Annotated in this window: 20 protein-coding genes and 1 tRNA gene; 13 read left to right on the forward strand and 8 right to left on the reverse strand. The window is 71.0% G+C overall.

The window, feature by feature from the left end; all coding sequences use genetic code 11:
• The first annotated feature begins 207 nt into the window (after nucleotides 1-207).
• Genes CFK38_RS15640 through CFK38_RS15655 form a run of 4 tightly spaced genes read left to right on the forward strand, consistent with a single transcriptional unit; the run spans nucleotide 208 to nucleotide 4,243 of the window.
• Nucleotides 208-1,047 (forward strand): SAM hydrolase/SAM-dependent halogenase family protein, encoded by an 840-nt coding sequence (locus CFK38_RS15640; protein WP_096803908.1) that lies wholly within the window; start codon nucleotides 208-210, stop codon nucleotides 1,045-1,047.
• Between the two features lie 33 nt (nucleotides 1,048-1,080).
• Nucleotides 1,081-1,635: an ECF-type riboflavin transporter substrate-binding protein gene (locus tag CFK38_RS15645; protein ID WP_096803909.1), complete on the forward strand. Its 555-nt coding sequence runs from the start codon at nucleotides 1,081-1,083 to the stop codon at nucleotides 1,633-1,635.
• Complete coding sequence (locus CFK38_RS15650) at nucleotides 1,635-3,416, forward strand: energy-coupling factor transporter ATPase (protein WP_096803910.1); 1,782 nt, start codon at nucleotides 1,635-1,637, stop codon at nucleotides 3,414-3,416. Before CFK38_RS15645 ends, CFK38_RS15650 begins: the two co-directional genes overlap by 1 nt.
• On the forward strand, nucleotides 3,413-4,243 hold the full coding sequence (locus CFK38_RS15655) for an energy-coupling factor transporter transmembrane component T family protein (RefSeq protein WP_096803911.1): 831 nt from the start codon (nucleotides 3,413-3,415) through the stop codon (nucleotides 4,241-4,243). Before CFK38_RS15650 ends, CFK38_RS15655 begins: the two co-directional genes overlap by 4 nt.
• Nucleotides 4,244-4,403: 160 nt before the next feature.
• Here CFK38_RS15655 and groL read toward each other — a convergent pair whose 3' ends face one another.
• The 3 genes from groL to CFK38_RS15670 form a co-directional block, all read right to left on the reverse strand.
• Nucleotides 4,404-6,047, reverse strand: a complete 1,644-nt coding sequence (gene groL, locus CFK38_RS15660; RefSeq protein ID WP_096803912.1) for a chaperonin GroEL — start codon at nucleotides 6,045-6,047, stop codon at nucleotides 4,404-4,406.
• 277 nt (nucleotides 6,048-6,324) lie between these two features.
• The gene (locus CFK38_RS15665) at nucleotides 6,325-6,921 is read right to left on the reverse strand and encodes a LytR C-terminal domain-containing protein (RefSeq protein WP_096803913.1); all 597 of its coding nucleotides are present in this window, start codon (nucleotides 6,919-6,921) and stop codon (nucleotides 6,325-6,327) included.
• 61 nt (nucleotides 6,922-6,982) lie between these two features.
• Nucleotides 6,983-7,324 carry a DUF3263 domain-containing protein gene (locus CFK38_RS15670; protein ID WP_218192318.1) on the reverse strand — a complete coding sequence of 114 codons (342 nt, stop codon included), beginning with the start codon at nucleotides 7,322-7,324 and terminating at the stop codon, nucleotides 6,983-6,985.
• A 142-nt stretch (nucleotides 7,325-7,466) separates the two neighbouring features.
• Between CFK38_RS15670 and CFK38_RS15675 the strand changes: the two genes are divergently transcribed.
• Together CFK38_RS15675 and CFK38_RS15680 are read left to right on the forward strand one after the other, a co-directional pair.
• Nucleotides 7,467-8,144 carry a uracil-DNA glycosylase gene (locus CFK38_RS15675; protein WP_096803914.1) on the forward strand — a complete coding sequence of 226 codons (678 nt, stop codon included), beginning with the start codon at nucleotides 7,467-7,469 and terminating at the stop codon, nucleotides 8,142-8,144.
• Between the two features lie 203 nt (nucleotides 8,145-8,347).
• Complete coding sequence (locus CFK38_RS15680; protein WP_096803915.1) at nucleotides 8,348-9,601, forward strand: variant leucine-rich repeat-containing protein; 1,254 nt, start codon at nucleotides 8,348-8,350, stop codon at nucleotides 9,599-9,601.
• A gap of 108 nt (nucleotides 9,602-9,709) precedes the next feature.
• Here CFK38_RS15680 and CFK38_RS15685 read toward each other — a convergent pair.
• The 3 genes from CFK38_RS15685 to CFK38_RS15695 form a co-directional block, all read right to left on the reverse strand.
• Nucleotides 9,710-9,781, reverse strand: a tRNA-Thr gene (locus CFK38_RS15685).
• A gap of 44 nt (nucleotides 9,782-9,825) precedes the next feature.
• Nucleotides 9,826-10,647 (reverse strand): DsbA family protein, encoded by an 822-nt coding sequence (locus CFK38_RS15690; protein WP_096803916.1) that lies wholly within the window; start codon nucleotides 10,645-10,647, stop codon nucleotides 9,826-9,828.
• A gap of 111 nt (nucleotides 10,648-10,758) precedes the next feature.
• A complete protein-coding gene (locus CFK38_RS15695; protein WP_245851128.1) occupies nucleotides 10,759-12,804 on the reverse strand; it encodes a serine/threonine-protein kinase in 2,046 nt (681 codons plus the stop codon).
• Nucleotides 12,805-13,002: 198 nt separating this feature from the next.
• Between CFK38_RS15695 and CFK38_RS15700 the strand changes: the two genes are divergently transcribed.
• The 4 genes from CFK38_RS15700 (at nucleotide 13,003) to CFK38_RS15715 (ending at nucleotide 18,687) form a co-directional block, all read left to right on the forward strand.
• On the forward strand, nucleotides 13,003-13,680 hold the full coding sequence (locus CFK38_RS15700; RefSeq protein WP_096803918.1) for an AIM24 family protein: 678 nt from the start codon (nucleotides 13,003-13,005) through the stop codon (nucleotides 13,678-13,680).
• Nucleotides 13,681-13,715: 35 nt separating this feature from the next.
• A complete protein-coding gene (locus tag CFK38_RS15705) occupies nucleotides 13,716-15,977 on the forward strand; it encodes a circularly permuted type 2 ATP-grasp protein (RefSeq protein WP_172895816.1) in 2,262 nt (753 codons plus the stop codon).
• Nucleotides 15,970-16,998, forward strand: coding sequence for a transglutaminase family protein (locus tag CFK38_RS15710; RefSeq protein ID WP_096803919.1), 1,029 nt, complete (start codon nucleotides 15,970-15,972; stop codon nucleotides 16,996-16,998). Before CFK38_RS15705 ends, CFK38_RS15710 begins: the two co-directional genes overlap by 8 nt.
• Nucleotides 16,999-17,220: 222 nt before the next feature.
• Nucleotides 17,221-18,687, forward strand: a complete 1,467-nt coding sequence (locus tag CFK38_RS15715) for an FAD-dependent oxidoreductase (RefSeq protein WP_096803920.1) — start codon at nucleotides 17,221-17,223, stop codon at nucleotides 18,685-18,687.
• A 144-nt stretch (nucleotides 18,688-18,831) separates the two neighbouring features.
• On the opposite strand, the gene CFK38_RS15720 is transcribed toward CFK38_RS15715, so the two are convergent.
• On the reverse strand, nucleotides 18,832-20,043 hold the full coding sequence (locus CFK38_RS15720) for a pyridoxal phosphate-dependent aminotransferase (RefSeq protein WP_096803921.1): 1,212 nt from the start codon (nucleotides 20,041-20,043) through the stop codon (nucleotides 18,832-18,834).
• 368 nt (nucleotides 20,044-20,411) lie between these two features.
• Between CFK38_RS15720 and CFK38_RS15725 the strand changes: the two genes are divergently transcribed.
• Genes CFK38_RS15725 through CFK38_RS15735 form a run of 3 tightly spaced genes read left to right on the forward strand, consistent with a single transcriptional unit; the run spans nucleotide 20,412 to nucleotide 23,705 of the window.
• The gene (locus tag CFK38_RS15725; RefSeq protein WP_096803922.1) at nucleotides 20,412-21,326 is read left to right on the forward strand and encodes a carbohydrate ABC transporter permease; all 915 of its coding nucleotides are present in this window, start codon (nucleotides 20,412-20,414) and stop codon (nucleotides 21,324-21,326) included.
• A gap of 14 nt (nucleotides 21,327-21,340) precedes the next feature.
• The gene (locus CFK38_RS15730; RefSeq protein WP_096803923.1) at nucleotides 21,341-22,279 is read left to right on the forward strand and encodes a carbohydrate ABC transporter permease; all 939 of its coding nucleotides are present in this window, start codon (nucleotides 21,341-21,343) and stop codon (nucleotides 22,277-22,279) included.
• Nucleotides 22,280-22,289: 10 nt separating this feature from the next.
• Nucleotides 22,290-23,705, forward strand: coding sequence for an ABC transporter substrate-binding protein (locus CFK38_RS15735; RefSeq protein WP_096803924.1), 1,416 nt, complete (start codon nucleotides 22,290-22,292; stop codon nucleotides 23,703-23,705).
• Nucleotides 23,706-23,736: 31 nt separating this feature from the next.
• Here CFK38_RS15735 and CFK38_RS15740 read toward each other — a convergent pair whose 3' ends face one another.
• Nucleotides 23,737-24,915, reverse strand: coding sequence for an ROK family protein (locus CFK38_RS15740; protein ID WP_096803925.1), 1,179 nt, complete (start codon nucleotides 24,913-24,915; stop codon nucleotides 23,737-23,739).
• Nucleotides 24,916-24,932 lie beyond the last annotated feature (17 nt).

Here is a 24,932-nt window from a genome sequence, read left to right on the forward strand (position 1 = left end):
GATAAGCAATACCAGCGGTCCTGACTCGATTTCACGGCAAGCGCCGCAATTCTCCTCAGGGAACACCGCGAAGGAATTCTGACGGCAACCTCGGAGTCGGTCGACCCTTCCGTTCCGGGGCGAAGTCACAGCCACGTCGGGCCCTCCGAACACGCCATATGACGGACAGACCCCGCCGGCCGCAGCCGGGGAACGGATACTCCGTCCATGACCTCTCTCGTGCTGCAGTCGGATTTCGGCCTCGATGACGGTGCCGTCAGCGCCATGTACGGCGTGGCCGTCGGCGTGGATCCCGCGCTGCGGATCCACGACGTCACCCACAACATCCCTCCGTACGACATCTGGGAGGGCTCCTACCGCCTCGCCCAGGTGCTGACCTACTGGCCCGAGGGCACCGTGTTCGTCTCCGTGGTGGATCCCGGGGTGGGCACGGAGCGGCTGTCGATCGTGGCCCGTACCAGCACCGGGCACGTCGTCGTCACGCCGGACAACGGCACCCTCACTCATCTCGAGGCGATCTTCGGCATCGACGAGATCCGCGAGATCGACGAGACCCGCAATCGCCGTCCGGGCTCCGAGGAGTCCTACACCTTCCACGGCCGGGACATCTACGCCTTCACCGGCGCGCGCCTCGCCTCCGGCGCCACCAGCTTCGACGAGGTCGGCCCGCTCATCGACCCTGCCGCGATGGTGAAGCTGCCAGCGAATACTCCCGCCCTGCAGGGCAGCTCGGTCGTCGGCATCATCGACACCCACGACGTGCGCTATGGATCGCTGTGGACCTCGATCCCTCGCACCCTGTTCCACGAGCTCAGGATCGCCCACGGCGAGCGCGTCGCCGTACGGATCCACCATCAAGGATCGGTGGTGCACGCCGCTCAGCTCACCTACGCCCACAGCTTCGCCGCCGTCGAGGTGGGCGAGTCCCTGTTGTACGTGAACTCGCTGGACCGCATGGCCATCGCGATCAACCGCGGTCACTACGCACGCGCATTCTCCCTGGGCAGCGGTGCCTCCTGGCGCGTCACCCTCGACGCCGCACGCTGACCCCCACCTCCCGCTACGACCGAAGGATCCGCTGTGAATCGCACCCCCTCCCCCGTGACCCAGGTGGTCGCCATCGGCATCGGTGCCGCTCTGTTCTTCGTGCTGGGCCGCTTCGTCGCCATCCCCACCCCGATCCCGAACACCTCGATCAGCATCCAGTACGCGATCCTCGCAGTGTTCGCGGTGCTCTACGGCCCCGTGGTGGGGGCTCTGGCCGGCTTCATCGGCCACCTGCTCATCGACGCCACCGGGTACGGAATCTGGATCAGCTGGGAGCTCGCCTCTGGCGTCTTCGGCCTGATCGTCGGCGTGCTGCTGCTGCGCAACGCGGTCGCGGAGGGCGAGTTCGGCAGGCCTCTCGCTGTGCGCTTCTCCGTCGCCGTGGTGCTCGCCAATGCCCTGGCCTGGCTGGTGGTCGCGCCGCTGGGTGACGTGCTGTTCTACTCCGAGCCGGCGAACAAGGTGTGGGTGCAGGGCTCTCTCGCCTTCGTATCCAACTCGATCACCGCCGTCGTGCTCGGCCTGCTGGTGCTCTCCCTCTACGCCCGCACCCGCACCAGGACCGGTTCGCTGAGCCACGACCGGTGATGGCTTCCGCCTCTCGCAGCTCGCGGGGCGACCCGCTCATCGAGCTGTCCGGATACTCGTTCCAGTACCGGGCGCAGTCCGCGCCGACCCTTCACGACATCGACCTGCTGGTGCGCCGGGGGGAGAAGATCGCGATCGTCGGTGCCTCCGGCTCCGGGAAGTCGACGCTGATCAGTGCGATCAACGGCCTGATCCCCCACCACCATCGCGGCACCGCGCACGGCACTCTCCGGGTGCTCGGGAAGGACCCGGCGCAGGTGCAGCTGGTGGAGACCGCGAGCGCAGTGGGCACCGTGCTGCAGGACAGCAACAGCCAGTTCGTGGGACTGACGGTCGCGGAGGACATCGCCTTCAGCCTCGAGAATCAGCAGGTGCCCCACGGTGAGATGCCCGCCCGGATCACCCGCGCCGCCGAGCTCGCCGGGATCGACGATCACCTCACACAGTCCCCGCACGACCTCTCCGGCGGGCAGAAGCAGCGGGTGGCGATCGCCGGAGTGCTGGTCGACGACGTCGAGGTGCTGCTGCTGGACGAGCCGCTCGCGAACCTCGATCCTGCGACCGGGCGCGCTACGGTCCAGCTCCTGGATGCGCTGCACCGCGACCATGACCGGACGATCCTGATCGTCGAGCATCGCCTCGAGGAGGTGCTGCATCACGACGTGGACCGGATCGTGCTGATGGACGAGGGTCGCATCGTGGCGGATGCCGCTCCGGACGAGATCATCGCCTCCGGCCTCCTCGAACAGCACGGGATCCGGCCCCCGTTGCACGTCGCCGCCCTGCGCTACGCCGGCACCCCTGTGCAGGCCCGGCAACGTCCCTCCCGCAGCATGGACATCGCCCTGACCCCTCAGCAGATCGAAGCGGTCCGAGCCTGGGTCGGGAGCCCTGCGAGCGAGGGGACGGAGGCGGACGCGGGGCTCCCGGCCCCGTCGCCTGCGCCTGCACTCGAGCTGAGCTCGGTGCGCAGCGAGCTCCTCGTCGGCCCCGCACGCACCGCCCTCGTCCTGGACGGGATCGACGCGCGGGTCGAGCAGGGCGAGATGATCGGGGTCCTCGGCTCCAACGGGGCCGGCAAGTCGACCCTCGCCCGGGTGATCTGCGGGTTCGAGAAAGCGACGGGTGGAACGGTGCGGATCGGCGGCGTCGACGCCTCCGGGTGGAGCCTCGCCGAGCGCGGTGAGCGGGTCGGTTTCGTGCTCCAGGAGCCGGGGCAGATGCTCTCCCAACCCCGGGTGATCGATGAGATCACGCTGGGACTGCGCGTTCGCGGCATTGCGGAGGAGGAGCGCGAGCAGCGCCTCGCCTCTGTGCTCGAGGTGTGCGGGCTGCGCCCCTTCCGCTCCTGGCCGCTCTCCGCCCTCAGCCACGGGCAGAAGAAGCGGGTCAGCATCGCCTCCGTCCTCGCCCTCGAGCCCGAGGTGCTGCTCCTGGACGAGCCCACCGCCGGGCAGGATTTCGCCCACTACACGGAGTTCATGGAGTTCCTTCGCCAGGTCAACGGCTCCGGCACCACGGTCGTGCTCATCACCCATGACATGCACCTCGCCCTCGAGTACACCGATCGGGTGCTGGTCCTCTCCGGTGGGATGCTGCTCGCTGACGCCGACCCGGCCGTCGTGCTCACCGATCCCGAGCTCACCCGTCGGGCCGATCTGGTGACCACCGGGCTGTACGATCTCGCGCGGCGCTGCGGCATCACGGATCCCCACGCTCTCGTCCACCGCTTCGTCGCAGCGGACCGGCAGTCTCGCCGGACACCGGAGGAGTCCCGATGACCACCCCCGTCCTCGGATACATCGATCGGCCCGGCCCGCTGCACGCCCTCTCCGGGGTCTCGAAGCTGGTGCTCGTGCTCGGCGTGGTGCTGGGTGCGATGATCGGTTTCGACGTGCGCTATCTCGCCGTGGTGTCTCTCGGCTCGCTCGTGCTGTGGGGACTGTCCCGGGTGCGGCCGCGGGACCTCGCGGTGGTGCTGTGGCTGATCCTCGTCTTCATGATCCTGAACAACATCGGGATCTTTCTGTTCGCTCCCGGCTACGGCAGCGAACTGTTCGGCACCCGGCACCTGCTGCTGGACGGCCCGTGGCACTGGGACGTCACCGTCGAACAGCTCTTCTACCAGCTCGCCGTGACGCTGAAGTACTTCGCCGTCCTGCCCGCCGTGCTGCTGTTCGTGGCCACCACCCGCTCCCCGGAGTTCGCCTCGTCGCTGGCGAGGATCGGGGTGCCGTACCGGATGGCGTACGCCGTCTCGCTCGCGCTGCGCTACATTCCCGACGTACAGCGCGAGTTCCGCACGATCTCCCAGGCACAGCAGGCGCGCGGGCTCGACACCACGCGACGCACCGCGCTCCGCACCCGGGCCCGGAACCTCACCTCGGTGCTGATGCCCCTGCTGCTGGGAACCTTCGACCGCATCGAGGCGGTCTCCGCCGCGATGGAGCTGCGTGGTTTCGGGCGCGGGAAGGGCCGCACCTGGCTGGTGCGCTCGTCGCTCCGCGGCGCGGACCTTCTGCTGATGGTGATCGCAGCGACGCTGGTGATGGTGCCGATCGTGCTGCTGATGCTCAACGGCGGGCGATTCTGGAATCCCTTCGCCTGAGCCCGTCGCGGCGCTGATCGAGCCGCGCGTCCGCCTCCGCGATGCCCGCCTGCCCGGCTGGGGCCCGGTCCGGATATGCGCGGGCCCCGACCCTCCGGAAGAGGATCGGGGCCCGTCGAGCGCTCGGGTGCGAGCGGCAGGATTCAGCCGTGAGGCTGGATCACATCATGCCGCCCATGCCGCCCATTCCGCCCATGCCGCCCATGTCGTCGCCACCGCCGGCCGGAGCGGGCTCCGGCTTGTCGGCCACGACGGCCTCGGTGGTGAGGAACAGGCCCGCGATCGACGCCGCGTTCTGCAGCGCGGAGCGGGTGACCTTGACCGGGTCGATGATCCCGGCGGCGACCAGGTCCTCGTACCCGCCGGTCGCGGCGTTCAGGCCCTGACCGACGGGCAGGCCCTTGACCTTCTCCGCCACGACGCCGCCCTCGAGACCGGCGTTGACCGCGATCTGCTTGAGCGGGGCCTCGACGGCGACCTTGACGATGTTCACACCGGTGGCCTCGTCACCCTCGAGGATGAGCTTGCCGAAGGTGTCGGCACCGGCCTGCAGCAGCGCGACGCCGCCACCGGCGACGACGCCCTCGTCCACGGCGGCCTTGGCGTTGCGCACGGCATCCTCGATGCGGTGCTTGCGCTCCTTGAGCTCCACCTCGGTGGCCGCGCCGGCCTTGATGACGGCCACGCCGCCGGCCAGCTTCGCGAGGCGCTCCTGGAGCTTCTCGCGATCGTAGTCCGAGTCGGAGTTCTCGATCTCGGTGCGGATCTGGGACACGCGAGCGGCGATGCGCTCGGCGTCGCCGGTGCCCTCGACCAGGGTGGTCTCGTCCTTGGTGACGACGATCTTGCGCGCCTGGCCCAGCAGCTCGAGACCAGCGGTCTCCAGCTTGAGGCCGACCTCCTCGGAGATGACCTGGCCGCCGGTGAGGATCGCCATGTCCTCGAGCATCGCCTTGCGACGGTCGCCGAAGCCGGGGGCCTTGACGGCCACGGACTTGAAGGAGCCCTTGAGCTTGTTGACGACGAGGACCGCGAGAGCCTCGCCCTCGACGTCCTCGGCGATGATCGCCAGCGGCTTGCCGGACTGGATGACCTTCTCCAGCAGCGGCAGCAGATCCTTGACGGAGGAGACCTTGGAGGACAGCAGGAGGATGTAGGGATCCTCGAGCACGGTCTCCTGACGGTCGGCGTCGGTGACGAAGTAGGGCGAGATGAAGCCCTTGTCGAACCGCATGCCCTCGGTGAGCTCCAGCTCGAGGCCCATGGTGTTGGACTCCTCGACCGTGATCACGCCCTCCTTGCCGACCTTGTCCAGGGCCTCGGCGATGAGCTCGCCGATGGCCGGGTCGGCCGCCGAGATGGCGGCGGTGGCAGCGATCTGCTCCTTGGTCTCGATCGGGTGCGCCTGCGCGAGCAGGGTCTCCGAGACCGCGGCCACGGCCTGGTCGATGCCGCGCTTGAGCGCGATCGGGTTGGCACCGGCGGCGACGTTGCGCAGGCCCTCCTTGACCAGGGCCTGAGCGAGGACGGTGGCGGTGGTGGTGCCGTCGCCCGCGATGTCGTCGGTCTTCTTGGCGACCTCCTTCACCAGCTCGGCGCCGATCTTCTCGTAGGGATCGTCGAGTTCGATCTCCTTGGCGATCGACACGCCGTCGTTGGTGATGGTGGGTGCGCCCCAGGACTTCTCGAGCACGACGTTGCGGCCCTTGGGGCCGAGGGTGACCTTGACGGCGTCGGCGAGCTGGTTCATTCCCCGCTCGAGACCGCGCCGGGCCTCCTCGTCGTAAGAGATGAGCTTGGCCATGATGGAATCTCTCCCGTGTGGTGTGGTGTCCACCCGGCCCTGTGCCCGCGACGGACGAGCGCCACCACCGTGTTCATGTCCCACGGTGACGACACCCTCACGGGGCCGGAATGTTCGTGGTCGGCGAGGCGGCGGACCGCCGGCCGATCATGCCATCGGGAGCGTGAGCGCGGCGCGCAGGGCGCTGTCACTCTCGTTGCCCGAGTGCCAGCTCATCATAAGCACTCGGAGGCCGAGAGTGCTAACTCTGCGCTCCGGGCGGACAGCCGCGAGGCGCTCAGCCCTCGTCGCCGCCCTCGTCGCCCTCACCGGGCATCTCGACCGCCAGGTACGTCACCGGGGCGCTGTACTCGTCGCTCTGGCGGGCCTCACCGGCACCGACCTCCGCGGCGAGGGCCTGTGCGGTCTCCGCATCCTCCTCGTCGCGGTAGAAGACCACCGGCTCCTCCTGGAAGTTGTCCGCCGTGGCGACGCTCACATCTTCCCAGCCGTCGTCCTCGAGGGTGTCCCGCCAGGTGCCGGCCAGACCGCCCTGCCCGCCGGCATTGACCACGAGCAGCGGGGTGGACTTGTCGGCCTCCGGGGCCGGCTCCTCCGTGGGCTCGCCCTCAGCCTCCTCGGAGGAGGTCTCGGCCGCCTCGCTCTCGGAGGCGGCAGCGGTGGGGTCATCGGCGCGATCGTCGCCGTTGCCCCCCATGCTCCCGATGAAGAAGAGCAGCACCACCAGCAGCACCACCGCGGCGCCGATGATGATGATGTACAGCAGGTTCTCCCGCCAGAAGGGCAGCTCGGCGCGGTGGGCGCCGTGGAAGGACACGGCGTCCGCCTCATCGTCGAATCGGTCCGGGGGGTACGGATACTGGGAATCAGCCACGGGCCCATTAAACCTGCTCGGCAGGATCTGGGTGGAGAGCACACGCCCAGGAACCGGGTGCTCAGGCCACGCGGTGCTCCCCGCCGGCCGTCGAGCCGCCGGATCCGGAGGTGCGGCGACCGCGCAGCCGGTGCACCAGGGACGGGGCGGCGCGCAGCGCGGCCGGCTCGTCGAGCAGGGCGTTCAGCCGCACGTAGTAGGCGACCTTGGAGATGCCGACCTCCTCGCGGATGGCGCGTTCCTTGGCACCGACGTAGCGGAAGGTGCGGCCCTCCAGGGCGAGGATCAGGCGGTCGCGCTCGCTGAGGTCGCCCGGCGCGGCGACGCCCGGGCGCTCGGTCGCTCCTGCGGGCGCCTCCTCGCGCGGGGCGCGGGCAGCGGAGGAGTCAGGACCGAGGGGCATGCCTCGAGGGTACGGGGGCCCGGAGCCGCCCCGTCCGCGGCGCGCCGCCCCTCGGGCGCCGCGGGGAGCCGGGTCACGCACGGGAGCGGGGAGCGGGGAGCTCGGCGCGGAGGGACGTCGGCGCGGGTGGAAGACTGAGGCCATGCCGCACCTGCCGACCGAGACTCTCGCCGCCGACTGGGCCCGGGCCCTGGCCCCCGTCGGGGACCGCCTCGCCGGGGTCGAGGAGTTCCTCCGCGCGGAGGCTGCGGCGGGGCGGGGCTGCCTGCCCGCTCGTGAGCAGGTGCTGCGTGCATTCTCCCGCCCGCTCTCCGAGGTGCGGGTGCTGATCGTCGGCCAGGACCCCTATCCCACCCCCGGCCACCCGATCGGGCTCTCCTTCGCGGTGGAGCGCGACGTGCGCCCGCTCCCCCGCTCGCTCGGCAACATCTTCACCGAGCTCGAGAGCGACCTCGGCATCCCCCGCGCCGCGCACGGGGACCTCAGCGCCTGGCAGGACCAGGGCGTGCTGCTGCTGAACCGGGTGCTCACGGTCGCCCCCGGGGAGCCGGGCTCGCACCGTCGGCGCGGCTGGGAGGAGATCACCGACCACGCCCTGCGGGCGCTGGCCTCGCGCGGCGGCCCCCTGGTGGCGATCCTGTGGGGCCGCGACGCGCAGTCGCTGATCCCGCTGCTGGGCGAGGTCCCGTACCTCGCGAGCTCCCACCCCAGCCCGCTGTCCGCCTCCCGCGGGTTCTTCGGCTCCCGGCCGTTCTCGGGCGCGAACGCGCTGCTCGAGCAGCAGGGCGGGGCCCCGATCGACTGGCGACTGCCCGACTGATCCCGGGCCTGCCCGGGGCGGGCCATGCGGCGTGACCGGAGCACGGTCTCCGTGAGATGCCTCCGCTGCCACCGCCCAGCGAACCGCTCGCGGGCCCGATGTGTCATTCTCGGGGGTCTGCAGTCGCCCCGGGCCCGAGACCCCGGCTCGACGCGCCGACGGGAGGGAACCCCGCCGGCGGCACATGACGAAGGGAGACCCCGGTGGCAGAGCCCCGCTCAGCAGCCCAGGAGGCCGGCGATCCGAGCACCAGCCCAGAACGCCTCCTCGAGCTCACCGAGAAGCATCCTCAGCTCCACCGGCTGATCGTGCTGAACCCGTCATGCCCCGAGGTGGCGCGGCGATGGATCCTGGCGACGAACCCGTGGGCCAAGAGCGCCCACGACGAGACCCACGGGGAGCACCCCGCCGAGGCGGGCGAGGAGCCGGGCTCCGCGGACACCGGCACCGAGGACACCGGCACCGAGGCTCCTGAGGCCGGGGAGCCCGGCGCCGAGGAGCACGACGAGGGCTCCGTCTGGGGCGATCTCGGCACGAGCTCCGTCGCCGCCACCGGGGCCGACACCGCCCCGCAGGAGATCCCGGAGCCGGCCCCGACCTCCACGGTGCGGATCGCCGAGGACTCCGCCGTGGTCCCGCTCGGCCCGCCGACCGGGACGCCCGCCGCCCCGGTCGAGGTCCCGGGCCGCCAGCAGTCCCCGACGGCCGGGACCCCGCCACCGGCCTCCCCCGGCACCGGAGCCGCCGCTGGAGCCGCCGCCTCCGCCCCCTGGACCTATGACGCCCCACCCGCCCCGGGAGCGCATCCACCCACCGCCGCCCCGATCGTCGGCGCCCCGCCCACGGAGAGCGCGCCGCCCACGGAGAGCGCTCCGGACCAGGACGACGGCTCCCGCAGCGGGCGACGCGCCTGGTACGCCTGCGGCGGCTGCCTGCTGCTCGCGCTGGTGCTGGTGCTCGTCCTGGCACTGGTGGGCCGTGCCTGGCTCGCCGGCGATGACGAGGAGTATCAGCGGGACAGCTCGACCACCGCGGCGGAGGAGTCCCCCTCCGCGCAGCCGACGGAGGAACCCACGCAGGAGGAGTCCACCCCGGATCCCGTCTCCCCCGCCCCCGAGGACGCGCGCGAGATGACCGAGCTGCGCTCCCCCACCGGGAACATCTCCTGCCTGCTGGAGAAGGACTCGGTGTCCTGCTCCGTCCTCGAGCACGACTACAGCGGCAGCGGCGTCGAGGGCTGCGAGGCCGGGCCCTTCTCGATCACGGTCGCCGAGGGCGATCCCACCCGCGCCTGCGGCTCGTCCTTCCTCAGCGAGGAGGGCGCGACCCTCGAGTACGACGACAGCGCGACCTACGGGAATATGGCCTGCACCAGCCGCTTCGACGGCATGACCTGCTGGAACACCCTCACCGGCAAGGGCTTCATGGTGAACCGGGCGACGTACGAGACGTTCTGACCCCGGCTGACGTCGACATCGTCGTCAGTGCCCGCTGCGACGCAGAACAGCCCCTCCCCGGGAGGGCATCGTTACCGATGCCCTCCCAGGTGAGGGGCTGTTTCTTCGAGCTGGAGACGGGAATCGAACCCGCAACCACCTGTTTACAAGACAGGTGCGCTACCGTTGCGCCACTCCAGCGGGCGGGGCCGGCCGACGGATCGGCCGGCCCCGGCAAGTGTAGGTCAGCCCTCGCCGCCGTCGGACGCGCCTCCGCCGTCGGACGGCGCCGCACCGCCGGCGGCCAGCACGGCCTCCCGCAGCGCCCCGGGCCGGCTCCAGACCTCGGGCTCGATGGGAGTGCCGTCGATCTCGACGTACGGGGTGCCGCCGCCGTTCTCGGCGCCGTAGGGGTCGGCCACCTGCTTCACCCACGGCTCGTACGTGCCCGCGCTCATGCACGACTGGACCGACTCGGAGGCACCGGCCTCCTGCGCGTACCCCCAGATCTCCTCGTCCGTGAGCCCGGCGGAGCCCTCGGCGGGCTGGTTGGCGAACATCAGCTTCTGGAAGGCCATGACGTTGTCGGGGTCGTCCTCGTAGACGCACACCATGGCGGCGGCCGCCCGGGTGGAGTAGTCGCCCGTGGTGGACTGGGGATCCAGGAAGTTGCGCGGCACCAGGTGCAGCGTCATCTCCTCCGCGTCGACCATCGTCGCGAGATCCTCACCGTTGATCTCCTCGAACTGCCCGCAGAAGGGGCACATGAAGTCCAGGTGGACCTCCACCACGGGCTTCCCGGAGTCCTCGGGAGCCCCGAGCACGAGATACGGCTGGTCCGCGCTCATGCCCTCGGGCACCGCGACCGGGCCCGCGGGTCTCGTCGCCTGGTACACGAAGTACCCGGCGGTGGCGACGATCGCCACCGCGACCACGGTGATGGCGGCGATCACGACGGTGCGCACGGTGCGCTGGCGGGAGAGCTCGGCCTGGCGCTGCGAGCGCAGCGCCTCCCGCTGCGCTTCACGGCGCTCCTGCGGTGATGGGGACGGACCGGACGCGGCCATGGAATCTCCTCGCCCCGGAAGGGCTGCGGTGGGTGACGGGTCGGGGATGAGTTTAACGGCCCTCACCTGAATGGCAGCGGGTGTGATCGAGCACTCCGGGCGCTCGAGGGCTCAGCCTCTCCAGACCGCGATGTCGTCGAGCCGTGGTCCGTGGGGGAAGGGGAAGTAGTCGACCATCCCCTCGCGAGCCAGCACCGTGGTGAGCACGGCGCCCAGCAGCAGGAGCAGGAGCCCCAGCACCACGGCGCTCCAGAGCCGGTCCGGTGCGGCGGCGTCCAGCATCCGGTGCGCTCCGTTGCGGGTGGTGAGACTGCCCAGACCCACCCAGGTGATCAGCAGCGTGATCGCCATCGCGAGGGCGAAGGCGACCCCGTCCGGCGGGGCGATCCCGCGCAGCAGGGTCCAGCCCGCATCGAAGGCGATGCCCACCAGCCCCCCGAGGAGCAGCGGGAGCAGCGCCTGCAGCGCGATCTCCCACAGCGCGATCACGGCCCGGAAGGGACTGGCCAGACCAGCCCGCCAGCTCGGACCGGCGCCGGCGGCGCCCCGTATCCGCTGCCTGCTCACGCTCTGGTGCGAGCGCTCCCACGTCCGCGCCATCGCGCCCAGCACCAGCAGCACGGCGAGGGACATGTAGGGGGCGACCGCGGCGAGGGACACGATGAGCAGGTGCCCGAGCCATACCAGCAGAGGTCTGCGCGGGGGCGGCTCCGGCCAGGCCCCGGGGTACAGCGGCTGGCCGCCGAGGGGACCGGGGTGTCCGGGAGCCTGCTGCGGGGGCGCGACCATCGACTGCCGGCCGGGGAGCATCGGGTCCGCGCCGGCGGGCGGCGGGACGACGGGCAGCGCCCTGGTGGGAGCGCCCATGACCGGCAGCGCCTCGGTGACCGGCTCCTCGGGCGTGGTGACGCGCGGCAGCGCCTCGGTGGGCTGCGCAGCGGGCTGTTCAGCGGGCTGCGCAGCGGGCTGCTCGGGGCGCTGGACGGCGTGCCGTGCGGTGGGGGGCGGGGCCCCGGCCGGAGCGGCCGGGGTCGACTGTGCGGTGGGGGCACCGAGCGTCGGCAGCACCGTGGTGCGCTCGGCATCGTCCGCGACCGGCAGCGCGTCGGTCTCCGGCTCCGCGCCCTCCGGGCGCTGCGCGTCGCTCTCCCGCGCGGCGTCGACGGTGCCTGCCCCGGCCGCCCCGGCGGCACCGGCGGCGGGAGCTGCCACCGGGAGCACAGAGGTGCGCGCACCGGCCTGGAGGAGATCCGTGTCTCCGGGGTCGTCGTACCGGGTCAGGTCGAGCGCGGCCAGCCGCTCCAGCAGCTGTGCGGGCTCGGGCCGCTGCGCGGGATCGGACTGCAGCGCCGAGCGCAGCCACTGGGCGAGCTCCGTGGGGACGCCGTCGATGTCGATCTCCCCGCGTTCGGCGCGCAGGAACACCAGGTCGGCGCGGCCGCTGCCGTAGGGCTCCCGGCCGGTGGCCGCGAAGGCCAGCAGTGCTGCCCAGGCCCACCAGTCCCCCGCCTCGCCGGAGTGGTCCGTGCGGATCACCTCGGGGTCGAGGTACGCGGCCGTGCCCATCACCAGTCCGGTCGAGGTCAGCCGCGACTCCTCGGCGGCGATCGCGATCCCGAAATCGATGATCACCGGATCCAGCCGGTCGCCCTCGGGATCGAAGCCGGCGAGGTCGGCCTCGGTGGCGCCGCGCAGCATGACGTTGCCGGGCTTGAGGTCGCGGTGGATCACGCCGGCGCCGTGGATGGCCCGCAGGGTCTCCCCCATCACCAGAGCGATCTCGCGCACCGCCTCGGGGTGCAGACCGCCATGGGTGCGCACCGCGTCCTCGAGGGTGGGCCCCGGGATGAACTCGGTGACCACGAAGGCCTCCGGGGAGTCGAGCTCGGCGTCGAGGATCCGCACGATGTTGTCATTGCGCACCAGCTTCTGCGCCGTCACCTCGCGGGCCAGCCGTTCGCGGGCGCGCACGTCCTCGGAGATCTCGTGGCGCAGCAGCTTGAGCGCCACGTCGTTGCCGTCGGCGTCGTGCGCCCGGTAGACGATCCCCATCCCGCCCGTGCCGATCTTCCCGAGGATCTCGTAGCCGGACTCCTCGGCGAGCGCGGTCAGCCGGGGGTCATGGGCTGCGCGGCGGGGCGTGCGGGACGGAGGCATGCCCGCCATGCTACGAGGCGCAGGGCGCCGATCGCTCCTGCTTCACCGCACCCCCACAGGGCCCGCACGCGGTGGACCTGCTCGGGGGCCTCGCCGGGCCCCCACCCGCCGTGAGACGATCAGCGCGCGGCGCGGTGGGCGCCGTGATGCCGCTGCCCCGCAGCACGGCATCGACGAGCGAGGGAAGGCACAGCCGCCATGCGATCGAACCTCTTCGACGCGTCCAACCAGGAGCGTCAGACCACCGAACGGTGGGCGCTGCAGTCCAGCAAGCTGCTGCGCTGCTCCCTGAACCCGCAGGCGCCCGAGATCGTCTCCGCCTCCGGCGCGATGGTCGCCTACCAGGGGCAGATGGACTTCTCGTACCAGGGCTCCGGCGGCGGCATGAAGCTGCTGAAGAAGATGGCCACCGGCGAGGGTGGCGACATGATGCGCACCCGCGGTCAGGGCGAGATCTTCTACGCCCGCCAGTCGAACGAGATCTTCCTGATCCAGCTCGAGGGCGAGGCACTCACCCTGAACACCAGGAACATGCTCGCCTTCGACAGCACCATCCAGTGGGACATCAAGTCCCTCGGCGGTGCGGGATTCATGGCCGGCGGCCTGTTCAACCTGGTCCTCCAGGGCCAGGGCATGGTCGCGGTGACCTCCGACGGCCCGCCGATGCTGCTGGACTGCTCCCAGCAGCCCACCTACGTGGACCCGCAGGCGGCGGTGTGCTGGTCGGCGAACCTCCAGCCGCAGATCAAGAACGACTTCAAGATGAGCTCGCTGGTCGGGCGCGGCTCCGGCGAGTCCTTCCAGCTCGGCTTCCACGGCCCGGGCTTCGTGGTGGTGCAGCCCTCCGAGGGGATCCCGGCCGCCACCTCGTCCTGAGCCCCCGCCCGCCGCGGCGCCTCTACCATGATCCAGTGACCTCCACACCTCCGCAGGCCCTGGTCGACGAGCTCGCCGCTCTCGGCCCCCGAGGTCGACAGCGGGCGGCGACCTCGGCGGCGAGCATGTTCGCCGCCGACGTCCCCTCGTCGGCGCCCGTCGTCGATCCCGTCCCGGCGATCCTGGACGCCGAGGACTGGTCGCAGCTCTCGGCCGGCCTCGTCCAGCGCATGCGCCTGCTCGACGCGCTCCACGCGGACCTCTACGGTCCGCGCACGGTGCTCGCCGCGGACGTCGCCCCGGTCGCGCAGCTGCTGCAGGACCCCGCCTATCTCCGCACCGCGACCGGGATCCCGTCCCGCGGCAACCACTCCCTGTTCGCGCTGACCACCACGGTGGCCCGTACGACCGACGGGTCCTGGGTGGTGCTCGAGGACGCGGTGGACGTGCCCGACGGCGCCGGCACCACCCTCGAGCTGCGTCGGGTGCTCTCCCGCTGCGCGCCCACGCTGTACCGCTCCACGCCGCTGCGTCGGCTGCATCCCTTCTTCGACACCATCCGCACCTCGCTGCACCAGCGCACGCGCTCCGAGGGACGGGCCGGCCGCACCGTGGTCCTCACCGAGGACTCCGAGGATCCGATGCGCGGCTTCGACCACAGCTGGCTGGCGAACCTGCTGGGGGCGCCGATGGTCTCCGTCGGTGACCTCCGCACCGGCTCGGGCACCCTGACGCTGCGGCTGCCCGGACTGGACTCGGACCCCGGGGACGCGGTCGACGCGCTGCTGCGACTGGTGCCCTCCCGCCTGCTGGATCCCCTGGACCTGGGGCCGACCCCGCTGGGCGGCGTGACCGGCCTGGTCGAGGCCGCCCGCTGCGGGGACGTGGAGATCTTCAACCCGCTCGGCGCGGGGCTGCTGGAGAACCCGGACCTGCGGGCCGCCCTGCCCGACCTGTGCCGGCAGCTGTTCCACGAGGACCTGCTGCTGCGGCCCGCCGAGCCGGGCCTCGAGCAGGCCGGCTGGCTCAGCATGGATCCCGCCGGCGGGGACGAGCTCATCGAGCGCCCGCTGGTGCTCCGTCTGCTGGTGATGGGCACCGAGGACGGCTACGAGGTGCTGCCCGGCGGGGTCGGGATCACCGCCGACGACGGGCCCGAGGCGCTCAAGGACGTGTGGGTGACCGTGCCCGAGACCTCGGCCGTCCCCGCCGAGGGCGAACCGGAGCCGGGAACCGCGGACCAGGCACCGGCCGCTGCTCGCGGCGTGCTGACCGCCTACCCGGCGATGACCCGCTCGATCGGCTCGGACCTGTTCTGGTTCGGCCGTTATCTCGAGCGGGTGGACTCCACCGCCCGACTGCTGCGCGCGGTGCTGGACACCGTCAACGATCTCGACGCGGAGCGCGGTCCCGGGGCCCGGACCGCCCAGGCCGTCCTGCTGGGCGCGGTCACCGACGTGACCACCACCTATCCGGGGTTCCGCGGGCTGGACCTGGACTCCCACGAGGCGGTGAGCGGGGAGATCGAGTCCCTGCTGACCAGCCGCGGCAGGCCCGGCACGCTCGCGCAGTCCTATGCCGCGCTCACCCACACCACCCGCACCCTGCGAGATCTGATCTCGGACGACATCTGGCCGGTGATCGCCCGGATGAACCAGCGCCTGCGCGCCCTCGGCGGGCAGGACACCCAGCCCGTCGAGCAGCGGCTGACGGACATCGTCGACGGCTGTCTGACCCTCTCCGGCGCCGTCGCCGACTCGATGCCCCGCAACCTGGGCTGGGACCTCACCGAGGCCGGCCGCAAGATCGAACGCACCATGGGGCTGCTGGCCCTGCTCCGAGCCGTCCTCGGCCACCGGCGCACCCGCGCCGCCGAGGCCCGGATCGCCGGTGCGGTCGCGCTGGTCACGGAGAGCGGTGCCTCGTACCGGCGCGCCTATCACGCCGCGATCCAGCCGGAGCTGCTGCTGGAGCTGCTGCTGACCGACACCACCCTGCCGCGCTCGATCGCCTTCCAGCTGGAGCGGCTGGGCCTGGCACTGGACCGGCTGCCGGACGTGGCCCCCTCCCCGGAGCTGCGTGCCCCGCTGATCGCGCTGCGCTCGCGCCTGGGCGGCTGGGAGGCGCGGGAGCTGCTCCACCCGTTGGGCGGGGAGGCGGCCGACGGCGCCCCGACCGCGCTCCTGGAGGAGGTCGACGCCGCGATGGACACCCTGCGGGAGCTGGCCACCGCGCTCGAGAACCGCTTCTTCCACCCCTCGGAGTCCACCTCGAGATGGGGGATCGACGATGTCTGAGCACACTCACCACGCACCTGCCGCGGGGGCGAGCGCCTCGAGCAGGTCGCGCCGGCGCCCGCTGCTGCCGCTGCGGGAGGAGGAGGGGACCGCGGTCGAGCCGATGCTCTACCGCGTCCACCACCTCACCTCCTACCACTACGCGAAACCGGTCTCGCGAAACTACGGCCGCGCGCACATCGAACCGCGGGCCACGCCGCACCAGCGGGTGCTCTCGCACGACGTGGTGGTCGACCCCGCGCCGGCCCGACTCACGGCGCACACCGACTTCTACGGGAACTCCTCGACCTATCTGCTGGTCGACTCCCCGCACACGCAGCTCGACGTCCACTCCCATGCCCGGGTCACGGTCGCCGAGCGCCGCTACCCGCTGGAGCCCATGTCCCGCCCCTGGGAGCAGTGCCTGCCCGAGCACTGGGGATCGCTGCTGCCCGAGGCGAGCCTGGACTTCGTCCACCCCTCGCCGCGGATCCCCGCCGGCACCGCGGCCCGGGAGATCTCCGCCGAGGTGTTCACCCCCGGGCGTGCGATCGGCGAATGCCTCGCCGACCTCACCGCCCTGATCCACACCGACTTCACCTACGACTCCGCGGCGACCACCGTCTCCTCGACCCTCGAGGAGGTGCTCGCCGCCCGGCACGGGGTCTGCCAGGACTTCTCGCATGTGGGCGTCGCCGCGGTGCGCGCCGCCGGACTCGCGGCCCGGTACGTCTCCGGCTACCTGCGCACCGCCCCGTCGGCCGAGGGCGCGCTGGGCACCGCCCCGGTCGGGGAGATGATCGGCTCGGCCGCCTCCCACGCCTGGCTGAGCGTGCTGGTCCCGGGCACCGGCTGGGTGGACATCGATCCCACCAACCGCGCCTTCGTGGACCAGCGCTTCGTGACCACCGCCTGGGGGCGGGACTATGCGGATGTGCCTCCGCTGAAGGGCATCGTCGTCGGCCCGCCGGGAGCGACCAGCACCCTGGACGTCTCCGTCGGCGTGGTGCCCGAGCCGCCCGCCGGCAGCAGCCCGGGATGAGTGAGGCGCGGGTCCCGCCCGCCGTGATCGCTCTCGCCGCGCTCGCCGCCCCGGCCGTTCGCCGCTCGCGCCCACGTCGGCCAGCTCACAGTGGCCGGGGTCGTGCCGAATTTCGCATATAGAGTGGTGCGGAAATCCGTGCAGAGCGGAGCGCGGCGCGTGGACCGCAGCCGCCCCGACCCGCATCCGACCCGGCGCGACGCGCCACGAGACCGAGGTGAGATGTCCTCCTCCCAGCAGCCCTTCCGTCTGGCCGTGATCGGCTCCGGCCCCGCCGGCGTGTACGCCGCCGATACCCTGCTGCGCAACAAGCAGGTGAAGAACGGGGAGCTCGAGGTCTCGATCGATCTGCTCGACCGCCTCCCGGCACCCTTCGGCCTGATCCGCTACGGGGTCGCCCCCGATCACCCGCGCATCAAGGGGATCATCACCGCGCTGCACCGCATCCTGGGTCGCGGTGACATCCGCTTCCTCGGCGATGTCGAGTTCGGCACCGATCTGACCCTCGAGGACCTGCGCCGCCACTACGACGCGGTCATCTTCGCCACCGGCGCGCTGAAGGATGCGGAGCTGGCGGTCCCCGGCATCGAGCTGGCGGGCTCCCACGGAGCTGCCGACTTCGTGGCCTGGTACGACGGCAACCCGGACTATCCCCGCAGCTGGGAGCTGGACGCCGAACAGGTCGCCGTGATCGGCAACGGCAACGTCGCGCTCGACGTGGCACGGGTGCTGTCCAAGGGCGCCGACGAGCTGCTGCGCACCGAGATCCCCGCCAACGTGTACGCGGGCCTGCAGGCCGCGGCGACCACCGATGTGCACGTCTTCGGCCGCCGCGGCCCCGCCCAGACCAAGTTCTCCCCGCTCGAGGCCCGCGAGCTCGCCCACCCCCAGGGCCTGCAGGTCGTGATGGACCCGCGCGATCTGGAGCAGATCACCGAGGCCGAGTGGGAGGCCATCCGGGCCGACAAGCGCACCGACCAGCTGGTGCAGATCTTCGCGGGCTGGCTCGAGGAGCAGCAGCGCCGGGAGGCCGCCGGCGAGGAGCCGACGGATCGCGAGGGCGGCCCGGTGCACCGCCGCCTCCACATGCACTTCTGGCACCGCCCCGTCGAGGTCCTCGGCGAGGACGGGCAGGTCACCGGCATGCGCTTCGAGCGCACCCGGCTGGATCCCGAGGGCAACGTCGAGGGCACGGGCGAGATGGTCGACTACGACCTCGGTGCCGTCTACCGCGCCGTCGGCTACCACGGCTCCGAGCTGCCGGGCGTCCCCTACGACGCCCGCCGCGGCGTGATCACCAATGCGGCCGGCCGCGTCACCGGGGCCGACGGCGCCGTGATCCCCGGCCTGTACGCCAACGGCTGGATCAAGCGCGGTCCGGTGGGCCTGATCGGCGCGACCAAGTCCGACGCCCTCGAGACCATCGCCAGCCTGGTCGAGGACATCGAGTCCGGCGCTCTGGCCTCCGCTGTCGAGCGGGACGGCGACGCGATCCTGCGCCTGCTCGAGGACCGCGACGTGCCGTACACGACCTGGGACGGCTGGATGGCGCTGGACGAGCACGAGAAGGCCCTCGGCGCCGCCGCGCTCGACGCCGACGGCGAGCCCCGCACCCGCATCAAGGTCGTCGAGCGCGAGGAGATGGTCCGCGTCTCCCGCGACGCGGTGCACCAGCCCTCCCCCGCCTGAGGCCCCGCCTCGCGCACCTCCTGCGCCTCGGACGACGTCGATCGTCAGGTTCTGCACCGGTTCCGGGCCCGGAACGGTACGGGACCTGACGATCCCTGCGGCGTCGGCGAGGTGCGGCGTCGCCGAGCCGGCCGGCGCGCCCGCTCAGCGGCGGATGGTGCCGAGGAAGTCGCCGATCCGGTCGATCGCGTCGGTCAGCACCTCGACCGACGGCAGGGTGACCAGCCGGAAGTGGTCGTGGGTGGCGAGGTTGAAGCCGGTGCCCTGGGTGATCAGCAGCTTGTGGGCCCGCAGCAGGTCGTAGGCGAACTGCTCGTCGGTGTCGATGCGGTACATCTCCCGATCGATCCTGGGGAACATGTACAGCGCGCCCTGCGCCTTCTGGACGCTGATCCCCGGGATCGAGGTCAGTCCCTCGAAGGCCACGTCCCGCTGTTCCCGCAGCCGCCCGCCGGGCAGGATGAGCTGGTCGATCGACTGCTTCCCGCCCAGGGCGGTGGCCACGATGTGCTGGGCGGGCACGTTGGGGCACAGCCGCATGTTGGAGAGCACGTCCAGACCCTCGATGAAGCTCTCGGCGTCGTCCTTCGGGCCGTGCAGCGCCATCCAGCCGGCGCGGAAGCCGGCCACCCGGTACGACTTCGACAGCCCGTTGAAGGTGATCGAGAACAGGTCCGGGGCCAGGGAGGCGATCGGGATGTGGACCGCGTCGTCGTAGAGGATCTTGTCGTAGATCTCGTCGGCCAGGATCATCAGGCCGTGCGTGCGGGCGACCTCGACGATGTCGCGCAGCACGTGCTCGGGATACACCGCTCCGGTGGGGTTGTTGGGGTTGATCACCACGATCGCCTTGGTGCGCTCGGTGATCCGGTCGGCGATGTCGGTGACGTCCGGCCACCAGTGCTCCTCCTCATCGCACCGGTAGTGCACGGCGCGGCCGCCCGCGAGGGAGACCGAGGCGGTCCACAGAGGGTAGTCCGGCTGCGGGACCAGCACCTCGTCCCCGTCGTCGACGAGGGCCTGGCACACCATCTGGATCAGCTCGGAGACCCCGTTGCCGAGGTAGACGTCCTGGAGCCCGATCCCGGGCAGGCCGCGCATCTGGTAGTACTGCGCCACCGCCCGACGGGCGGAGGGGATGCCCCGGGAGTCCGAGTAGCCCTGCGCGGTGGGCAGGTTCTTGATCATGTCCACGAGGAGCTCGTCGGGCGCCTCGAAGCCGAAGGGTGCGGGGTTGCCGATGTTGAGCTTGATGATCTTGTGCCCCTCGGCCTCCATCCGGGCGGCCTCTGCGGGCACCGGTCCTCGGATCTCGTAGCACACGTCGCGCAGCTTCGAGGACTGGGTGAAGATCATTCTGGGGCTCCTGGCCTGGTCGGGTAGAGGGTCACACTATCGGGACCGCCCTCCCTCCTGCATCGAAGCGATCGACGGCGAGACGGCGCTTGACGAAAGCGCTATTACTTTCATACTTTTAGTAAGAGGAGGGCATCGTCGCCCTTCGTCACTTGCCGCTCCCAGCCCCGGAGGTCCTCGTTCTCTCCTCGTCGGCCCCCGTCGTTCCCTGCTCCACCGCGCCACGAACGGGGATCGCGGCCCCGAGCACGCAGGCGCTCCGACAGAGGCGGTGCAGGGCCTGCAGCTCTCCGTCCTCCCTGATCCCGACCCGACAGCCACGCGCTGACCGGCACCACCCGTCCCCTCCCCACCGAAAGTAGGAAGCCATGCCCACCGCGACGACGTCGACGCGGTCGGCCCCCACGAGGCCCCGCCGGAAGGACGACACCAAGCTCGCGCTGCTGTTCATCGCGCCCGCGACTGTCGGCCTGCTGGTATTCCTCGTCTGGCCGCTGCTGACCGGCATCTACTACTCATTCACGGAATACACGACGCTGACCCCGCCCCAATGGGTGGGGCTGGCCAACTACCGAGACCTGCTGTCCGACCCGATCTTCTGGACATCCCTGCGCGTGACGATCCTGTACGTCGCCATCAACATCGGGGTGCAGACGGTGGTGGCGCTGGTGATCGCCGTGCTCATGCAGCGCCTGACCCAGTCGACCCTGCTGCGCTCGCTGGTGCTGGCCCCGTACCTGGTCTCCAACGTGGTGGCGGCGATCGTGTTCCTGTGGATCCTGGACACCCAGCTCGGCATCTTCAACATCTTCCTGCAGTGGGTCGGCTTCGACCCGGTCTCCTTCTGGGCCAATGAGACGTGGGTGATCCCCACGATCGCCCTGGTGAACGTGTGGCGGCACATGGGCTACACGGCGCTGCTGCTGTTCGCGGGCCTCCAGTCGATCCCCACGCATCTCTACGAGGCGGCCCGCACCGAGGGAGCGGGCGAGATCACGCAGTTCCGCCGCATCACGCTGCCACTGCTGCGGCCGATCCTGGCCCTCGTGCTGATCATGACGATCATCGGCTCGTTCCAGGTGTTCGACACCGTCTCGGTGACCACGCAGGGCGGTCCGGCCGACGCCTCGCGTGTGCTCCAGATGTACATCTACCAGAACGCCTTCGCGGAGTACGAGTTCGGCTATGCCTCTGCGCTGTCCGTCGCGCTGCTACTCATCCTCATGGTCGTCACCTTCACGCAGTACTGGCTGAGCCGAGCCGGCCACTCGGACCTGGACTGAGCGGAGAGGACACCATGACCACCACGACACACCCCGTCACCGAGACCACCCAGCGCCCCGCCATCCACACCCCCCACCGCCCCGTGCCCTGGGGCAAGATCGCGGCCTGGGCCGTGATGGTGATCTTCCTGCTGATCACCCTGTTCCCCTTCTACTGGATGCTGCGCACGGCGCTGTCCAGCAACAACGCCCTGGCCACCGACCCGAGCAGCTTGCTCCCGGTGGGACTGAACACCGGCGGCTTCGAACGCGTCTTCGGGATGCAGGACGTGGAGACCGCGATCGCCCAGGGCGGCAGCGGCGCCTCCATCAACTTCTGGCGCTACCTGCTGAACTCCGTGATCGTCGCGACCTCGATCACCATCGTGCAGACCTTCTCCTGCGCGATGGCGGCCTATGCGTTCTCCCGGCTGCGCTGGCGCGGCCGGGAGACCGTGTTCCTGATCTTCCTGGGTTCGCTGATGATCCCGCAGATCTTCACCCTGCTGCCCAACTTCATCCTGATCAAGAACCTGCACCTGGTCGATACGCTGCTGGGGATCATGCTCCCCACGCTGTTCATCTCGAGCTTCGCGATCTTCTTCCTCCGCCAGTTCTTCAACAACATCTCCCGCGAGGTCGAGGAGGCCGCTCTCATCGACGGCGCCAGCAAGGTGCGAGTGTTCTTCACCCTCGTGCTGCCGCTGTCCACCGCGCCCCTGGCGACCCTCGCCCTGCTGACCTACATGACGGCGTGGAACGAGTACTTCTGGGCACTGATGGTCTCCTACACCGACCAGTCCCGCGTGCTCACCGTCGCCCTCGGCGTCTTCCGTGCCCAGGCCCCCGGCACCGGTCCCGACTGGTCCGGTCTGATGGCCGCCACCCTGGTCGCGGCCGCCCCCATGCTGCTCCTCTTCGCGCTGTTCGCGAAGAAGATCGTCAACTCCATCGGCTTCAGCGGGATCAAGTGAGGTGCCCCAGATGAACACTCCGCTCCACCGAGCACGTGATGCTCGCACCGCTGCGTACCCGCTCCCGGGGACCGCCCTGTCCCGCCGTCGCCTCCTGCAAGGCTCCGCGGTCCTCGCGGGGACCGTCGGGACCGCGACCCTCGCCTCGTGCGGCGGGAGCTCCGCCCCTGCCGGGGCGACCCAGATCGACTACTGGCTGTGGGACGCCAACCAGCTGCCCGCCTACTCCGCCGCCATCGACCTGTTCATGCAGAAGAACCCCGACGTCTTCGTACGGATCACCCAGCTGGGCTGGGACGACTACTGGACGAAGCTGACAGCCAGCTTCGTCGCCGAGGCCGGGCCGGACGCCTTCACGGACCACCTTGCGCGCTATCCCGAGTTCCTGCAGCTCGGAGTGATCTCTCCGCTGGACGGCCTGGGCCAGCTCGACGGGATCCCGGCCGAGCACTTCCAGGAGGGCCTCCAGGAGCTGTGGACCGGCCAGGACGGCCAGCGCTACGGCATCCCCAAGGACTACGACACCATCGCGGTGATGTACGACAAGAACATGCTCGAGGAGGAAGGGCTGACACCCGAGGATCTCCAGGATCTCGACTGGAATCCCGAGGACGGCGGCAGTTTCGAGAGAATGCTCGCCCGGCTCAGCATCGATGCGAACGGAGTGCGGGGCGACGAGGACGGGTTCGACCCGGCGAACGTGGCCCGCTACGGCATGGCCGGCGGCGGCGAGATCGATTACGTCGGACAGTCGAGCTGGTCGCCCTTCGCCCTGTCGACCGGTTGGACGTTCACCGATGCCGAGACCTGGGGCACGCACTTCAACTACGACGACGAGCGGTTCGCCGCGACCATGGACTGGTACTTCGGCCTGGTCGACAAGGGCTTCTTCCCGCCGTTCGGCATGTTCGGGGAGTCCAGCCCCGCGCAGACCCAGGTGCAGTCCGGCATCGCGGCGCTGGCCCTGGCAGGCTCCTGGATGATCACCACGTTCAACAACATGGAAGGCATGGATCTGGGAATCGCCCCGTTGCCGTCCGGCCCCGTGGGTCACCCGGTCTCGATGTTCAACGGCCTGGGCGATTCGATCTCCGCGCAGTCGGAGAAGAAGGAGGAGGCGGCCCGGCTGATCGGCTTCCTCGCCTCGGACGAGGCGCAGCGGCTGATCGGCGAGCGCGCCCCGTTCTTCCCCTCGACCGATGCGGGGACGGAGGCCGCGATCGAGTCGTACGCCGCGGAAGGCCTGGATGTCACACCGTTCACCGACCGGGTCGCCAACGGCGAGACCGGGTTGTTCCCCCTGGTGGAGAATTCCGCCTCGATCATGACGATCATGCAGCGAGCGTTCGACCGGTGCTGGATGCGGGAGATCGACGGGGCGGACTTCGCCGCGTACAACGAACGGGTCAACGCGTTGTTCGAGTGAGCTCTCCGGGACGTCGGGGCGGGGGCACGCCTCAGGTCCCGGCCCCGGCGAACTCCTGGATCGCGATCACGGCGACCCCGCGCGCCCACTCGTCGAAGTCGCCGCTGAGCGTGCGCACCACGAGGTCCCGCTGCCCTTCGGCCGATCCCTGGCGCAGGGCCTCCTCGAAGGCACCGAAGGCGGCGCGCACGAGGTCCACGTTCTCGCCGCCGAGCACGATCGCCTCGGGGTCCATCACGGCGACCAGGCCGACAGCCGCCGCGGCGAGCGCGCGCGCCATCTCCGCCGCGATCGCGAGCGCTCCGGCGTCCCCGACTGCGACCAGGCCGCGCAGCTTCTCGATGCCGCCGGCGGGACCGAGCACTGCCTGTTCGCGGGCACGACGGACCACCGCGGCGGTGCTGGCCAGCTCGCGGATCGCGACCGGTGCACGCTGCGGCCCGATCCCGACGGGGAAGCGGCCGGTGAGCCCTGCCATGTGGTGGCGGCCGCGGACCACCCGCCCGTCGATCACGGCGGCGATCCCGACCCCTGCACCGACGGTGAGCACCGCGAAGGAGTCGTACCCGCGCCCGATCCCGAACCAGTGCAGACCGTCGACCATCGCCACCAGGTCGTTCTCGACGACCACCGGGACCGACACCCGCGCCTCGAGCGCGGCGCAGAGCTCGACGGGCCGCTGCCAGCCCAGCAGGTGGGAGGAGAGCACGGTGCGACGCTCCGCCACCAGCCCACCCAGGCCCACCCCGATCCCGACCACCTTCGGGTGTGCGGCGATCATCGCCTCGACCGCGACCAGGATGGTCGCCTGCAGCGGCTCCGGGGCGGTGCTCTGAAGCGGCAGCACCAGCTCCTCGAGGACGGTGGCCCGCACCGTGGTCACCACGGCATGGACCTCGTCGGCGGTGACCTTGACCCCGATGAACCGGGGGCCGCGGTCCTCCTCGATGTCCAGCGGTTCGTGGGGACGCCCCTTGGCACGCGGCACGGCGGTGAGCGGGCGGAGCAGCTCGCGCTCGAGCAGGTCCCGGCTGACCCGGGTGACGGTGGGTGCCGACAGCCGCAGCCGCTGGGACAGCTCGCTGCGGGATCGGGGTCCGAACCGCAGCAGGTCCCGATAGACCGCGCGCGTGCTCTCGCCCCCGAGATCGCCCACCGCGGGATCACCCGCTGCCGCGACGTCGGAGCCCATGTGTTCGTCCCCCTGCATGCTGCGAGCATATCCGC

This window comes from Brachybacterium vulturis, from assembly GCF_002407185.1.
Classification (GTDB): domain Bacteria; phylum Actinomycetota; class Actinomycetes; order Actinomycetales; family Dermabacteraceae; genus Brachybacterium; species Brachybacterium vulturis.